Genomic DNA, 14,289 nt, shown 5'->3' with positions numbered 1-14,289 from the left:
ATCTGTTCCCAGTCTTTACTCTCCGGTTAAAAGAATGCAGGAAAATCGATCAGTGACAGAGCCCGCGCCCGAGCAGGCTGAGAAATCAACGGCAACGGTGCAGGCGTTGCTGCGCCAGCTGTTGGATATCTATGATGCTAAAACGCTGGCCAATCTGCTGGTGGCGCACGGCGAGAGCCACTGGAGCCCGGCGATCCTTAAGCGTCTTCTGACCAGCGAACGCGCAGGGCGTCGCCTGAGCGAAGGCGAGTTTCGTTATCTGCAAAACCTGCTTCCGCGTCCTCCTGCCGCGCATCCGAACTATGCCTTCCGCTTTATCGATCTGTTTGCCGGTATCGGCGGTATCCGACACGGTTTTGAAGCTATTGGCGGACAGTGCGTGTTTACCAGCGAGTGGAACAAACATGCCGTCCGAACCTACAAGGCCAACTGGTACTGCGATCCGAACGAGCACCATTTCAACGCGGACATCCGCGATGTCACCCTGAGCCATAAAAGCGGCGTGAGCGATGAACACGCCGCCGAGCACATTCGACAGACGATCCCGGCGCATGACGTGCTGCTGGCCGGCTTCCCGTGTCAGCCCTTCTCGCTGGCCGGTGTCTCCAAAAAGAATGCCCTCGGACGCGCCCACGGTTTTGCCTGCGATACTCAGGGAACGCTGTTTTTTGATGTGGCGCGCATCATTGACGCCTGCCGCCCGGCCATCTTTGTGCTGGAAAACGTCAAAAATCTAAAGAGCCACGACGGCGGAAAAACCTTCCGCATTATCATGCAGATCCTGGACGAGCTGGGGTATGACGTGGCTGATTCACAGGATATGGGCGCGGACGATCCCAAAATCATTGATGGAAAACATTTCCTGCCCCAGCATCGCGAACGTATCGTGATGGTGGGGTTCCGCCGCGATCTCAATCTCAAGGGGGATTTTACCCTTCGGGATATCCCGTCTCTGTATCCCGCGCGTCGCCCCACCGTGGCCGACCTGCTGGAACCTGTCGTTGACGCGAAATTTATTCTTACCCCGGTGCTGTGGAAATACCTCTACCGCTATGCCAAGAAGCATCAGGCGAAGGGCAACGGCTTCGGTTTTGGGATGGTAAACCCCAACGATCCGCACAGCGTGACCCGTACGCTGTCCGCTCGCTACTATAAGGATGGGGCAGAGATCCTGATCGACAGAGGCTGGGACAAGGCGCTGGGTGAAAAAGATTTCGACGATCCGCACAACCAGCGTCACCGTCCGCGACGCTTAACGCCGCGGGAATGCGCCCGGTTGATGGGATTTGAGACCCCGCAGGGTTACCGCTTCCGCATTCCGGTTTCGGATACCCAGGCCTACCGCCAGTTTGGTAATTCGGTGGTGGTTCCCGCGTTCGCGGCCGTGGCAAAACTGCTCGCCTCGCGCATCAGACAGGCGGTGGCGCTCCGTCAGGGTGAGGCCGTCAATGACGGATGTTCACGATAAGGCCACGCGCAGCAAAAATATGCGCGCCATCGGCACGCGTGACACCGCCATCGAAAAGCGCCTGGCCGGGCTGCTGACGCAGGCGGGGTTTGATTTCCGCATGCAGGATCCCGCGCTTGCGGGGCGTCCGGATTTCGTCATCGACGCCTGGCAGTGCATCATCTTTACCCACGGCTGTTTCTGGCATCACCACGACTGCTACCTGTTTAAAGTCCCCGCGACGCGCACCGATTTCTGGCTGGATAAAATTGGCAAGAACGTCGAGCGTGACAGCCGGGATCTCACCGCGCTGATTGCGCAGGGCTGGCGGGTGCTGATCGTCTGGGAGTGTGCGCTGAGAGGCCGATTAAAGCTGAACGATACCGATCTGAGCGAACGGCTGGAAGAGTGGATCTGCGGCGGCGGCCAGACCGCGCAGATCGACACGCAGGGTATTCACCTGCTTAAGGTTTCTCCACCTCGCAAGGCGTGACCACCGGTTTTGCGGGCAGTAAATATTTGCCCAGGGTGACCAGCACGACGGCAAACACGATGATCCCAAGAGCAATCCATTCCACAGGTGAGAGCGTTTCTCCCCCCAGTCCTGTTCCGAGCAGCACGGCCACGACCGGGTTGACGTAGGCGTAGCTGGTGGCGACAGCCGGAGAGACATTGCGGATCAGGAACATATAGGCGTTAATGGCGATGATAGAACCAAACAGCGCCAGGTAGCCTACCGCCAGAAAGCCCGACAGCGGCGGCAGGGTCGTCAGCTTTTCTCCCGTCAGCGTGGAGGCGAGCAGCAGTACAATCCCTGCGGCGAGCATCTCAATCGCGCCCGCCATCATGCCGGTCGGCAGTTCGATACGCGAACCGTAGACGGAGCCAAACGCCCAGCTCATCGAGCCAATCAGAATGATGATTGCGCCCCACGGATTCCCGCTCAGGTTACCGCCGCTGTTCAGCAGAATGATGCCGGCAAGGCCAATACCAATCCCCAGCCATTCCAGCTTGCGGGTGCGGATACCAAAAAGGCGGCTAAAGCAAAGGGTAAACAGCGGTACGGTGGCAACGACCACTGCGGCGATCCCGGACGGTACGTTCTGGTGTTCGGCAATCGTTACAAAGCCATTTCCCACCGCCAGCAGCAGCAGGCCGATCAGGGCGGCATTCAGCAGCGGGCGCAGCGGGGGAAGCTTATGCCCGCGCAGGAGCAGGAAGGCCAGCAGCAGGATGCCCGCCGAGAGGAAGCGAATGCCCGCCATCATTAGCGGCGGCCAGCTCTCCACGCCGATGCGAATAACAAAGTAGGTTGAACCCCAGATGATGTACAGCGAAAAGAGTGCCCCGATGAGCGGTAGCAATTGCCGGAAACGCATAATCCCTCACGACGAAATAAAAAGGTCGCTGATAGTAAACGCGAAAACTATCGCGCTGGCGAGTCCTTTAATTGTGTGGCAGATGTGAATTTTTTGTTGACGCGAGGTGGGTGTTTCCGGGTTTGCGCTTTTGCTCCATACTATTCACTTAATTACCAAAAAATGAAGGATTACGATTTTGGCAGGAAGTAGCTTATTAACATTGCTGGATGATATTGCCACCTTACTGGACGACATTTCAGTGATGGGGAAACTGGCGGCGAAGAAAACCGCAGGCGTGCTGGGCGATGATTTATCGCTTAACGCTCAACAGGTGAGTGGGGTAAGGGCTAACCGTGAACTGCCGGTGGTGTGGGGCGTGGCGAAAGGCTCCTTCCTGAACAAGGTAATTCTGGTGCCGCTGGCGCTGCTGATCAGCGCGTTTATTCCCTGGGCCATCACGCCGCTGCTGATGATTGGCGGGGCATTTCTCTGCTTCGAGGGCGTGGAGAAGGTGCTGCACTCCTTTAGCGCGCGCAAGCAGAGCGATACGCCGGAGGTGCGCCAGCAGCGTCTTGAAGCGCTGGCCGCGCAGGATCCGAAAACCTTCGAGCGCGATAAGGTCAAAGGCGCTATTCGGACCGACTTTATCCTGTCTGCGGAGATTGTCGCCATCACGCTGGGCATCGTGTCTGACGCGCCGCTCCTGAATCAGGTCCTGATCCTCTCCGGCATCGCGATTCTGGTCACCGTGGGCGTGTACGGCCTGGTGGGACTGATCGTCAAGCTGGACGATATTGGCTACTGGCTGGAAGAGAAAACGAGCGCGGTGGCAAGAGGCATCGGCAAAAGCCTGCTGGTACTGGCCCCGTGGCTGATGAAGAGTTTGTCGGTGGTAGGCACGCTGGCGATGTTTCTCGTGGGCGGCGGGATCGTGGTTCACGGTATCGCGCCGCTGCACCATGCTATCGAACATTTCTCCTCGGCGCAGGGGGCTCTTGTCGCCGCAATTCTGCCCACGCTGCTGAATCTGGTGCTGGGCTTTATCATTGGCGCTATCGTGGTTGCGGCGGTGAAGCTGGTTGAAAAAATACGCGGCACGTCGCACTAATTGTTACCCGCTGTGGGATGCAAAAAGACCATTCCTCGTCTAAATTGAAACAGTTTCACCCTGATACAGGAGGCAGGTATGGTCTTTTTGGTCAGTGATGAAGTTAAGCCTAAGAAGGGCGGCCCACGTATGATTGTGACCGGCTATTCCAGCGGAATGGTGGAATGCCGGTGGCACGATGGCTATGGCATCAAGCGGGAAGCATTTCGTGAAGATGAGCTTCAGCCGGGGGACGGGCAGCACCAGCGGGACAAGGCTTAATCACATAACGCCCGGCTTTGCCGGGCGTTTTTATCTCAAGTACCGGGTGAAAGCAGCGATCAGGGAGTGTGTGTGCAGCGCGATACCTTTGTTGTAAGACAATCTTTTTTGCAGTGGCTGCATAAGCGTAGCAATCCGGGGTTGATTGTTAATCTCTGTTTTCTGGTGGTTCTGGTATTTTCCACCCTGCTGACCTGGCGTGAAGTGGTGGTACTGGAAGAGGCCTACATCTCCAGCCAGCGCAATCATCTGGATACGGTGGCCAGTTCTCTGGACCGGCAGCTGCAGAACAGCGTGGACAGGATGCTGTTTTTCCGTCAGGGCATGCATGATGCGATCGAGACGCCGCTGGCCTTTGAAGTCTTACAGGATGCGGTATCACGCTTTAATACCGTCCGCATGCTTCCAACCTGGCAGATTGCCGTTGATAAAAAGCGCACGCTTCCCATAAATGGGGTCTCGGATGTGTTCGTGGATAAAACCACGCTTCTGAATCGGGACGCTGAGCGCATCAGTCATGAAATTTCTGCCGCGCTCGAAGTGGGGTATCTTCTCAGGCTGGCGTCGTCGAGAGCACAAACGGAAGCGCGGGTGATCTACGTCTCTCGTGCCGGTTTTTTCCTTTCCACGGATACGCCGGACCAGGCGGGGGATATTACCTCCCGCTATTACCATCTGGTCACGCAGCCCTGGTTTACCCAGCAGTCAGAGCGGAACAATCGCGCTCGCGCGGTGCGCTGGTTTATCTCTACCCCGTCATCCTGGACCAATGATGAACGTACGATCACCGCCAGCGTTCCCATCTATTTCGATCATTACTGGTATGGCGTCGTGGCGATGGATTTTACGCTTAGCACGATGCAGCGCCTGCTGGCCGATGCGACGGAAGACCGAACGGAAGGGGAGTATCAGCTGTACGATACCCGGCTCAATATGATTGCCACCTCTGCCCGTACGGGAAACGTGGTTAACCATTTTGACGAACGTGAAACGGCGCAGATTGCGCAGGCGATTGAGCACGCTACCGGCGGCGGGATCCGCCTCGGAAGCCGTTTTGTCAGCTGGGAACGGCTCGATCACTTCGACGGCGTCGTCCTGCGGATCCACACCCTGCACGAAGGGGTACAGGACGACTTCGGCAGCATCAGCATCGTGCTGGCGCTACTGTGGGCGCTCTTTACCGCCATGCTATTGATCTCGTGGCTGGTGATCCGCCGCATGGTGAGTAACATGTACACGCTTCAGCACTCGCTCCAGTGGCAGGCCTGGCATGATCCGCTTACGCGGCTGAATAATCGCGGCGCGCTGTTCGACCGGGCAAAATTGCTGGCGGAAACCTGTCGCCAGCAGTCGCTGCCGTTCTCTGTGATTCAGATCGATCTCGACTGTTTTAAAAACATCAACGACCGCTTCGGCCATCAGGCCGGGGATAAAGTGCTCTCCCACACGGCAGGACTGATTGCCAGCGCGCTACGCAAGAATGATGTGGCAGGGCGCGTAGGCGGGGAAGAATTTTGCATCGTCCTGCCGGGGATCGGTCTGGAGGAGGCGAGAAGCGTCGCGGACCGTATACGTTGCCGGATCAACAGTAAGGAGATCCTGGTGAAGAAGAGCACGACCCTGCGCGTCAGCGCGTCGCTGGGGGTCAGCAGCGCGGATGAAGCGGGTAACTACGAGTTTGAACAGCTGCAGTCCGTGGCGGACGCCCGGCTGTATCAGGCCAAACAGAGCGGGCGTAACCGTGTCGTCTGGCGGGATCAGGACAGGAAGTGATCCAGCCCCTCCTGCCAGCCCGCCGGGCCGGGCTGCCGGGTGTGATAAACCCGGGCGGGATTATCGTCCCGTAGCGTGATGCCCTGGCGGTTAATGCCCTTAATCACCACCGCGAAGTCAACGCTGTCGAGCAGCGGCGCATCATTGGGACCGTCGCCGAGCCCCAGCGTGGTGGGTTCAATCTCTTCCTGCTCGCGGTATTGCTCAATCAGCCAGTTCACCGCAACGTCTTTGCCGCAGCGGGCGTCCAGAACATGCCAGAAGCGCGCGCCCTGCAGGCATTTCAGGCCGACATTCGCCAGTTCCTCTTCAAACTGGACCAGTTTCTCGTCAGTATCCCGCCAGATGAGCGTGACGGACGCTTCATGCTTGCGGGCAAGCGCCGAACGGTAGCGCGTCAGTCCGGTCCACTCGCTGATAACATGATCATCCACATCGTCAAAAGTGGTGACTTTATAGCCCGTCTGCAGACGGATTTGCTCGATTCGCGGGCGAATATCCCGGTGCGTCATCCCCCTGATCTGGCGCTGAACCTTATTCCAGCGCACGTCAGGCTGAATCACCGCGCCGTTCTCGGCAATAAAAGGCAAGCCTTCAAGCCCCAGATCCAGCTGGAGATCGAGCATCTCTGCCGCGGTCTTGCTGCTGCAAAGAATGACCGGAACCTGATTATCCAGCAGCCTGTCCAGCCAGGGCATGGCGGGTTGCCACTCATAGGTGTGAATATCCAGCAGTGAACCATCCAGGTCAGAGAAAATCAGCAATGTATCCTGCAGTGAAGGCATAGCGACTCCTGGTAACTGATGCGTCTCGAACTAAGAAAATTCCTAAAAAATAATTAAGGCGAAAACCGCAGATAAGAGGGAAGCCCCTGGCAAACCCGCATTCGGCGCGTGTTATTGCTCATAACGAAAAGCATTATGTTAAAAATATTATATTCAACGTAAGAATATATGCTTGTCAGCCAAATTCGTTGGGGATAGTGTGGCATGTACATCAGATTTCCTGGTGTAACGAATTTTCAAGTGCTTCTTGCATAAGCAAGTTTTGATCCCGGTCATCCCCATGACCGGGATTTTTTTCGCCCTACCGATTGGCTTCAGACACGCTAAAGTCGTGAATATCAAGCTCGAAGGCCTCCGCCAGCTCGCGATAGGTGTGATAATCCCTTCCGTTGACAATGACGCGGTCCGAATTATCGTCCGACCGGCGGACTTCTGACTCACTGATCTCATTGATGGCGGCCAGCAGGGCATCGACATCCACCTCGACTTCGCGCTTGATGGTGTCGCTGTACTCTTTATCGGTCTTCATTACGGGGTTCCTCATTCAACCGTGTCCAACGGTAAGTATAGACTGTGCATAAAAACGCCAATCACGCCGGGCGGCGATGTGCGTTTTTGCGTTTTGTTCTACACTGGCTCAAAACCAGAGGAGGAATGTATGAAGGTCAACGATCGGGTAACCGTTAAAACGGACGGTGGGCCGCGCCGCCCGGGTGTGGTGCTGGCAATTGAAGAGTTTAGCGAAGGCACAATGTACCTGGTATCGCTTGAAGACTACCCGCTCGGCATCTGGTTTTTTAACGAACTGGGGCATCCGGACGGCATTTTTGTCGAGAAGGCGGAGTAGCACGGCGTCGGGTAGCACAGCGCGTGCCCGACACCCTCTGCAAAAGCAAAAATCTCTGGCCAGGCCAGAGATCAAAGGTAGGGTGCACAGGTCTTAAGCGACTAACGCATGTTGACGAAAATCCCGTTCGTCACATTATCGGTCAGGCGTACCACGTGGTAGATCACTTGCTTATTATGCGTTTTAATTTTCCTTTTAATATTTCCTTTGTGTGACGAAACGGTTTTCGCTTTAATATTCATCTGGTCAGAGATCTGAATAGTTCCTTGTCCCGCCATCCACATTCGCAGCATACTTGATTCAGTCCTGCTTAATGATAGGGTGGGTAAGTTAACCGCTCCTACATTTTTAACTTCTTTATTCAAATAATCACCCAGAATGTCATCCAGCGACTCGGGTTTAATCGATTTAGAACTGATCAATAAATTTTTACGGACCAACAAATACTCATCGAAATGGATATTCGCGATCGCCATAAAAACAATAAACAGGGTTTTTGGATGCTGATTAATGATTTGCTTAATGTGCTGACTGTTGGCTGGATCGTGAATGAAACAGTCCTCATTAATAAACACCACGCCTGGTTTTAGTTCGTCACAAGCGGCTGCGAGTTCGTCAACGGTGTGTGCATCGTTGATGTCTCTCTTTCTTACCCCTCTGCTTGCCAGGTACCCGGTTAACCCTAGCCGGGTGTAGCTGCATAAATCCATAATGATCGTTGACATGGCATACCCTCACTCAATGCGTAACGATAATTCACCATCTGCCTGAGAGCTCAAAACAGCCATACGGGATGGAAAAAAATAATAAACCTGTGAGCATGACAAAGACTTTCAGGCGGACTCACTATCCCGTAAAGTTACGTATAATTTGCCAGGAATCTTCTTAAAGTAAAGTAAATATTAAGTATTGTGAGATGGTTAGAAACAATTAAACCGCGTCAGATATATCCTGGAAGATGTTTTACGCGTTTTATTTTAGGAATATCCTCAGAAAGACAATATCAACCGTGAGGGTTATTATTTACGTGGCAGCTCGCTGACAATATCCGCTAACAGGTTGAATATCTCGCCGAATAAATGTTCACAGAAGGGAGCGATAAGTGGCATCAGTAATGACATTAATAAAATCCCAACCGTCAGCGTCAGCGGAAAACCAATGACAAACACTGAAAGCTGCGGCGCCATTCGGTTGAGTAAACCTAACGCCAGGTTGACGGTCAGCAGCAGGGTGATGATCGGCAGTGCCAGCATCAGCCCGTTCAGGAAGATTAGCCCCGCCGCTCGGGTGAGGGCCAGGAAAGCGTTGCTGTTCACCGGATTTTCGCCAATCGGCAGCGTATGGAACGTATCCACCAGCATGGAGATAAGCCAGAGATGGCCGTTGAACGACAGGAACAGCAGCATGGCGAGCAGATCGATAATGCGCGCCAGCACGGGCATGTTGAGATGACTACCGGGATCGACAAACGTGGCGAACGATAGCCCCATCTGCAGGCCGATCAGTTCCCCTGCGGTACGCACCGCGGCAAAGGCGAGCTGCATGGTAAAGCCGACGGCGACGCCAATCATCACCTGCTGCAAGGCCACCCACACTGCATTCGCCGAGAAGATCGGAATATCCACGGGGGGAAGAGAGGGCGCGACGATAATGGAAATGATGATGCCCAGCCCCACCTTGACGCGCTTGGGTATCGATTTCTCACTGAGAATGGGGGCGGTGGCGATCAGCGCCATGATGCGCAGCATCGGCCAGAAGTAGACGCCGAGCCACTGAACCCACTGGTCGCTGGTGAAGTGAAGCATCGTCAGGTCAGCCGATGATGTACGGCAGATTGGTAAACAGGTTGCGCATATAGTCCAGCAACAGGTTCAGCATCCACGGCCCGGCCACGATAATCGCCACGAACACGGCGATGATTTTCGGGATGAACGACAGCGTCATTTCGTTAATCTGCGTGGCGGCCTGCAGGATACTGATAATCAGACCGGTAACCAGCGCGACAAGCAGCAGCGGCGCGGCAACGGCAATCGCGATTTTCATCGCTTCCGTGCCCATCATCATGACCGATTCGGGTGTCATTGCCGTTCCTTAACTGTAGAAACTCTGCGCCAGCGAACTGACCAGCAGCTGCCAGCCGTCGACCAGCACAAAGAGCATGATCTTAAAGGGCAGGGCAATGGTCGCGGGCGGCACCATCATCATCCCGAGCGCCATCAGGACGCTGGCGATCACCAGGTCGATAATCAGGAACGGAATAAAGATGGTAAAGCCAATCTGGAATGCGGTTTTCAGCTCGCTGGTGACATAGGCGGGCAGAAGAATACGCATTGGCACTGATTCCGGTCCCTGCAGCTCGCCGGTGTTGGACAGGCGGGCAAAGAGGGCCAGGTCGGCTTCGCGGGTCTGGCGCAGCATAAATTCCCGCAGCGGCTGCGCGCCTTTATCCAGCGCCTCCTGCATGGAGATTTTGTCTTCGCTGAACGGCTGATAGGCGTCGGTATAAATCTTGTCGATAACCGGCGACATAATGAAAAAAGTCAAAAACAGCGCCAGCCCCAGCAGAACCTGGTTTGGTGGGGCTGAAGGGGTTCCCAGCGCGTTTCGCAGCAGACCAAAGACGATGATGATGCGGGTGAAGCTGGTCATCATCAGCAGGATAGCCGGAATAAACGTCAGCGAGGTGATGAATACCAGCGTCTGCACCGGAAGCGACCAGCTTTGTCCGCCGCCTGCGAGAGGGGTAGAGACCAGACCGGGCAGCTGTGCATAGACCGCGGGAGCAAACAGGCCAACGCCCGCAAGCGTCAGGGATAACAAACGGCGCATCAGGATCTCCCGGAACGCTTAAGCAAACTCTTCATGACGGACTGAAAATCCGCAGGGGCCTCTGCGCGCTCGTCCACCACAGCAGGGGCGGGCGGCAGCTTGTGTAATACGCTGATGTTTGAGGCCGTGACGCCCAGGACCAGGCGCGCATCGTCTACCTCGACGATGACCACGCGCTCGCGTGGACCCAGCGTGGTGCTGGCGCTGACCTTCAGGCCGCGGGCACCGGCGGTTTTACCCGCCAGGCCAAAGCGCTTCGCCAGCCAGGCGGCGATAAGAATAAAGGCAATAATACCGAACAATGCCCCGCTCACCTGGAGCAGAGGCGAGCCGGGAACGGCAGAAGGCTGTGATATTGTTGCCTGGGTTTTCATGCTTAACGGCTCAGACGACGCATACGTTCAGACGGGGTGATGATATCGGTGATACGTACGCCGTATTTATCGGCAACCACCACCACTTCACCCTGGGCAATCAGATAACCGTTGATCAGAATATCAAGCGGCTCGCCGGCCAGACCGTCAAGGGCCACCACGGAACCCTGCGTCAGGCGCAGCAGCTCTTTAATGGTCATGCGGGTGCGTCCCAGCTCAACGGTCAGCTTAACCGGGATATCCATAATCAGGTCGATATCCTGCAGCGTGCCGCTGACGTCACCGCCGCCGAGCTGCTGGAATACGGCATCCGCTGCACTTTTGGCCGGGGGTGCTTTTTGCTCGTTTAACGCGTCAGCCCACAGATCGTCCAGTGCTCCGCTGTTCTCATCGGACGGATTGTTCATGTCACTCATTTGGGCTGTTCCTCATTCAGCGAATTCAAAATCGGGTTGATCAAGTGCTCAACGCGTAACGCATACTGACCGTTAATCGTGCCGTACTGGCTTGTCAGCACGGGGACACCATCCACATGGGCAATAATGCGGTCGGGTTTTTCTATCGGCAAAACATCACCGGGTTGTAATTTCAGGATCTGAGATAACCGCAGCGGGATATCGGCGAAGCTCGCTACCAGCTCAAGCTGCGAATGCTGGACCTGGCGGACCAGGTTTTCACGCCAGTTCTGGTCTTCGTTGCGGGAGTTCTCCAGCGGCGGGTTCACCAGCAGCTCGCGCAGCGGTTCGATCATGCTGAACGGCAGGCAGATGTTGAACTCGCCGGTCAGGTTACCGATCTCCACGTGGAACGGCGTGTTAACGACGATATCGTTCGGGGAGGTGGTGATATTGGTAAATTTCACCTGCATCTCAGAACGGACGTACTCCACTTCCAGCGGGTTAATCGCTTTCCACGCGTCGCTGTAAGATTCCAGCGCCAGCTTCAGCATGCGGTTAATGACGCGCTGTTCGGTGTGGGTGAATTCACGACCTTCTACTTTGGTCGGGAAACGCCCGTCGCCGCCGAACAGGTTATCCACCGCGATGAACACCAGGCTTGGCGAAAACACCACCAGGCCGGTGCCGCGCAGCGGCTTCAGATGAATCAGGTTAAGGTTGGTCGGCACCGGCAGGTTGCGGGCAAACTCATGATACGGCTGAATGCGGATCGCACCGACCGTAATATCCGGGCTACGACGCAGCAGGTTAAACAGCCCCATACGGAACTGACGTGCAAAACGTTCGTTAATGATCTCCAGCGCCTGCAGACGTTCACGTACCACGCGACGCTGGGTATTCGGGTCATAGGGACGAATATCGCTATCGCCGCCAATACCCGGTTGCGGATCATCATTGTTATCGCTGTCGCCGTTGAGCAGCGCATCGATTTCTGCCTGAGAAAGAATACTGTCGCCCATGTCGTTACCGCAGAATGAATGCTGTATACAGAACGTCAGTGACTTCCTGCTTAGGTTGGCCGTTTACCAGCGGGGTCGCCAGCGTTTGTTTAATGGCGTCGACCAGCTTTTGCTTACCCACATCGGTAGCCAGCGCCGAAGCGTCCTGACGAGAGAACAGCAGCAGAAGGCGGCTACGCACTTCAGGAAGGTAATCGTTCAGACGTGAACGGGTGGCTTCATCTTTCAGGCGCAGCGTAATGCCAACGTAAAGCACGCGATCCGCATCACCCAGATTGACGGTGAAGGTATCCAGCGGGAAGAACACTGGAGCCGGCGGAGGAGGTGCTTCAGCTTTGGCTGCAGCGGTGGTCGGTTCCTGCTGCATACGCCAGTAACTATAGCCCGCGGTAGCGCAGGCGGCGAGCGTGATCAACACCAGCAGCGGGATCCAGATGGAACGCTTACTTTTTTTGGTGATAGCGGAGTCAGTCATCTGATACGAGCTTCCTGTTTCGGTACAGCTTAATAAGGTGATTATCCCGTGTCCTGCTGTCGTCAAAGCGTGGAAAAGACGGGGATAATCACGCTACCTCTGGCGTTTAGGCGAAGATGTCTACGGCACTGTTACCGCGCGCTGCGGACTGCAGGGCGGCAGGAACAGGCAGTAACTCATCGCTCTCTTCATTAAAACTGCCGGTGTTGCCGGAACGCGAAGCCTGGTGCTGCTGCTGGGATGAGGACTGCTGCTGCCCGGCGAAGCTCTCGCTGCTGACGCTGCTCTGGGCAAGCTGAATGCCGTTTTCCGCCAGTGAGGTCCGCAGTACCGGCAGCGCGGCTTCCAGTGCCGCACGAACATGGCTGTGCGCAGAGACCATCTGCAGCTGCGCCTGGTTATCATCCAGCTTAAGCGAAATTTGCACCTGACCCAGATCTTCCGGGTGCAGGCGCAGCTCTGCCGTCTGCTGGCCCTGCTTAGTGAACAGGGTGATGTGCTGGCTCAGGGACTGCTGCCATTCGTGGGTCCCCAGAGGCTGGCTTAACACCGGCGCGGAGGCGACGGTGGCGGCCGTCTGACTGGTCGCATGGCTGGACATAATAGGGGCCAGGGTGGCCGTTGGTGATGATGAAGAGGACGAACTGGCGAGCTCCTGCTTTTCTGCCGACGCGGCCACGGCCGGTGTAGCAGGCGGCGGTAGTTTGCTGCTGGTGCGGTAGCATCGCCATCAGCGCGCTTAATCCGGCCAGCTCTTCATCGCTCAGTTCGCTTTTACCGTCATCTTTGCTGTTCGCCGCATTGAGCGTCTTCAGCGCGTCACCCTTAGACAGCGGTACCAGCCCGGAAACCAGCGTATCAAGCGACGTGACGGGCGACGTTTCATCGCCGTTCAGCGCGGACTGGCGCGAGAGCAGGTCGGCGATTTTGGCCTGCAGGGTGGTATCCCCTTTGGCGTCCTGAGCCACTTTTGACAGTTTACTGCCGGCGGCTTTCAGGTCAGCCAGGGTCAGCGGCGCATCTTTGCCCTTGCCCGTTGCGTCCGAGAGGGCGCCCGCCAGCAGAGAGAGAAAGTCCTGTGCACCGTCGGTGCCTTTCCCTGTTTGCGTGCCGCCTGACAGGTCGCTGTCGCTCATCAGCAGTTGTTGCAGTGTGATCATTCCGGTTTCCTCATTGATGCGCGCTGGGCAAACTCATCCATTTTCTTCTGATCCAGACGGTTTTCCGCCAGGGTCGTTGCCGCGATCTGTCGGTCCTGTAAAGTCTGCCAGGCCTGCAGTCGCTGCTTCTTCTCGCGCCAGAAATTTAGCGCGGTATCGACTTTCTGGGTCCACTGGTTAAGCTGCTGGCGATGCTGATCTATCGCCTTCTCCAGCGTCTGGATAAACTGCTGATAGTTAATCCAGCGCTGGCTTCCAATGCCCTGTGTCATATCGGTATTGAGGTTGGTGCGATATTCATGCTGATAGTCGATTAACATCTTCAACTGTTCTTCAGCCTGCTGGCACCCGCGTCGCATTGCCCCTAGCTGCAATGCGGCATCATCAACTTCTTTTTCAGCCAGATCTTTCAGCGTTGATAACGCGCTGTTTTGCGCCATGACCTTCGCCCT

17 protein-coding genes and 2 pseudogenes are annotated in these 14,289 nt (G+C 55.9%); 6 read left to right on the top strand and 13 right to left on the bottom strand.

Annotated elements, in window-relative coordinates:
* The first annotated feature begins 52 nt into the window (after positions 1 to 52).
* Positions 53 to 1,468, top strand: a complete 1,416-nt coding sequence (locus LA04_RS16350; RefSeq protein ID WP_047652392.1) for a DNA cytosine methyltransferase — start codon at positions 53 to 55, stop codon at positions 1,466 to 1,468.
* Positions 1,449 to 1,940: a very short patch repair endonuclease gene (locus LA04_RS16345; protein ID WP_047652391.1), complete on the top strand. Its 492-nt coding sequence runs from the start codon at positions 1,449 to 1,451 to the stop codon at positions 1,938 to 1,940. Before LA04_RS16350 ends, LA04_RS16345 begins: the two co-directional genes overlap by 20 nt.
* On the opposite strand, the gene yedA is transcribed toward LA04_RS16345, so the two are convergent.
* Positions 1,912 to 2,826: a drug/metabolite exporter YedA gene (gene yedA, locus LA04_RS16340; protein WP_047652390.1), complete on the bottom strand. Its 915-nt coding sequence runs from the start codon at positions 2,824 to 2,826 to the stop codon at positions 1,912 to 1,914. The two genes, LA04_RS16345 and yedA, sit on opposite strands and share 29 nt — an antisense overlap.
* Before the next feature lie 178 nt (positions 2,827 to 3,004).
* Here yedA and LA04_RS16335 point away from each other — a divergent pair, with 178 nt between their 5' ends.
* The 3 genes from LA04_RS16335 to dgcQ all read left to right on the top strand — a co-directional run bounded on the left by LA04_RS16335 (position 3,005) and on the right by dgcQ (position 5,950).
* Positions 3,005 to 3,916 carry a DUF808 domain-containing protein gene (locus tag LA04_RS16335; protein WP_047652389.1) on the top strand — a complete coding sequence of 304 codons (912 nt, stop codon included), beginning with the start codon at positions 3,005 to 3,007 and terminating at the stop codon, positions 3,914 to 3,916.
* A gap of 78 nt (positions 3,917 to 3,994) precedes the next feature.
* On the top strand, positions 3,995 to 4,177 hold the full coding sequence (locus LA04_RS16330) for a YodC family protein (RefSeq protein WP_023312315.1): 183 nt from the start codon (positions 3,995 to 3,997) through the stop codon (positions 4,175 to 4,177).
* 72 nt (positions 4,178 to 4,249) lie between these two features.
* Positions 4,250 to 5,950, top strand: a complete 1,701-nt coding sequence (gene dgcQ / locus LA04_RS16325) for a cellulose biosynthesis regulator diguanylate cyclase DgcQ (RefSeq protein ID WP_047652388.1) — start codon at positions 4,250 to 4,252, stop codon at positions 5,948 to 5,950.
* Here dgcQ and LA04_RS16320 read toward each other — a convergent pair.
* On the bottom strand, positions 5,935 to 6,735 hold the full coding sequence (locus tag LA04_RS16320) for a mannosyl-3-phosphoglycerate phosphatase-related protein (protein ID WP_047652387.1): 801 nt from the start codon (positions 6,733 to 6,735) through the stop codon (positions 5,935 to 5,937). The genes dgcQ and LA04_RS16320 overlap by 16 nt on opposite strands.
* A gap of 301 nt (positions 6,736 to 7,036) precedes the next feature.
* Positions 7,037 to 7,264 (bottom strand): YodD family peroxide/acid resistance protein, encoded by a 228-nt coding sequence (yodD, locus tag LA04_RS16315; protein ID WP_008500310.1) that lies wholly within the window; start codon positions 7,262 to 7,264, stop codon positions 7,037 to 7,039.
* A gap of 129 nt (positions 7,265 to 7,393) precedes the next feature.
* Between yodD and dsrB the strand changes: the two genes are divergently transcribed.
* The gene (dsrB, locus tag LA04_RS24835) at positions 7,394 to 7,582 is read left to right on the top strand and encodes a protein DsrB (RefSeq protein ID WP_013097741.1); all 189 of its coding nucleotides are present in this window, start codon (positions 7,394 to 7,396) and stop codon (positions 7,580 to 7,582) included.
* Positions 7,583 to 7,683: 101 nt separating this feature from the next.
* Here dsrB and rcsA read toward each other — a convergent pair whose 3' ends face one another.
* From rcsA to fliJ, 10 genes and pseudogenes are all read right to left on the bottom strand, one after another.
* A complete protein-coding gene (gene rcsA / locus LA04_RS16305; RefSeq protein WP_008500313.1) occupies positions 7,684 to 8,307 on the bottom strand; it encodes a transcriptional regulator RcsA in 624 nt (207 codons plus the stop codon).
* 278 nt (positions 8,308 to 8,585) lie between these two features.
* Positions 8,586 to 9,387 (bottom strand): annotated as a pseudogene (fliR, locus tag LA04_RS16300) (flagellar biosynthetic protein FliR).
* Positions 9,388 to 9,394: 7 nt separating this feature from the next.
* Positions 9,395 to 9,664 (bottom strand): flagellar biosynthesis protein FliQ, encoded by a 270-nt coding sequence (fliQ, locus tag LA04_RS16295; protein WP_008500315.1) that lies wholly within the window; start codon positions 9,662 to 9,664, stop codon positions 9,395 to 9,397.
* A gap of 9 nt (positions 9,665 to 9,673) precedes the next feature.
* The gene (gene fliP, locus LA04_RS16290; protein WP_024909733.1) at positions 9,674 to 10,411 is read right to left on the bottom strand and encodes a flagellar type III secretion system pore protein FliP; all 738 of its coding nucleotides are present in this window, start codon (positions 10,409 to 10,411) and stop codon (positions 9,674 to 9,676) included.
* Complete coding sequence (gene fliO / locus LA04_RS16285; protein ID WP_047652385.1) at positions 10,411 to 10,785, bottom strand: flagellar biosynthetic protein FliO; 375 nt, start codon at positions 10,783 to 10,785, stop codon at positions 10,411 to 10,413. The genes fliP and fliO overlap by 1 nt, the downstream gene beginning before the upstream one ends.
* A gap of 2 nt (positions 10,786 to 10,787) precedes the next feature.
* Positions 10,788 to 11,201, bottom strand: a complete 414-nt coding sequence (gene fliN / locus LA04_RS16280) for a flagellar motor switch protein FliN (RefSeq protein WP_023312308.1) — start codon at positions 11,199 to 11,201, stop codon at positions 10,788 to 10,790.
* Positions 11,198 to 12,202: a flagellar motor switch protein FliM gene (gene fliM / locus LA04_RS16275; RefSeq protein WP_023312307.1), complete on the bottom strand. Its 1,005-nt coding sequence runs from the start codon at positions 12,200 to 12,202 to the stop codon at positions 11,198 to 11,200. The genes fliN and fliM overlap by 4 nt, the downstream gene beginning before the upstream one ends.
* Before the next feature lie 4 nt (positions 12,203 to 12,206).
* Positions 12,207 to 12,677, bottom strand: coding sequence for a flagellar basal body-associated protein FliL (gene fliL, locus LA04_RS16270; protein WP_023312306.1), 471 nt, complete (start codon positions 12,675 to 12,677; stop codon positions 12,207 to 12,209).
* 106 nt (positions 12,678 to 12,783) lie between these two features.
* Positions 12,784 to 13,837 (bottom strand): annotated as a pseudogene (locus LA04_RS16265) (flagellar hook-length control protein FliK).
* Complete coding sequence (gene fliJ / locus LA04_RS16260; protein WP_023312304.1) at positions 13,834 to 14,277, bottom strand: flagellar export protein FliJ; 444 nt, start codon at positions 14,275 to 14,277, stop codon at positions 13,834 to 13,836. Before fliJ ends, LA04_RS16265 begins: the two are co-directional and overlap by 4 nt.
* Positions 14,278 to 14,289: the final 12 nt, after the last annotated feature.

Origin of the sequence: Enterobacter sp. UCD-UG_FMILLET, assembly GCF_000762975.1 — a bacterium.
In the GTDB taxonomy this organism is placed as follows: Bacteria; Pseudomonadota; Gammaproteobacteria; order Enterobacterales; family Enterobacteriaceae; genus Enterobacter; species Enterobacter dykesii.
This window is presented reverse-complemented; position numbering and strand designations above follow the sequence as displayed.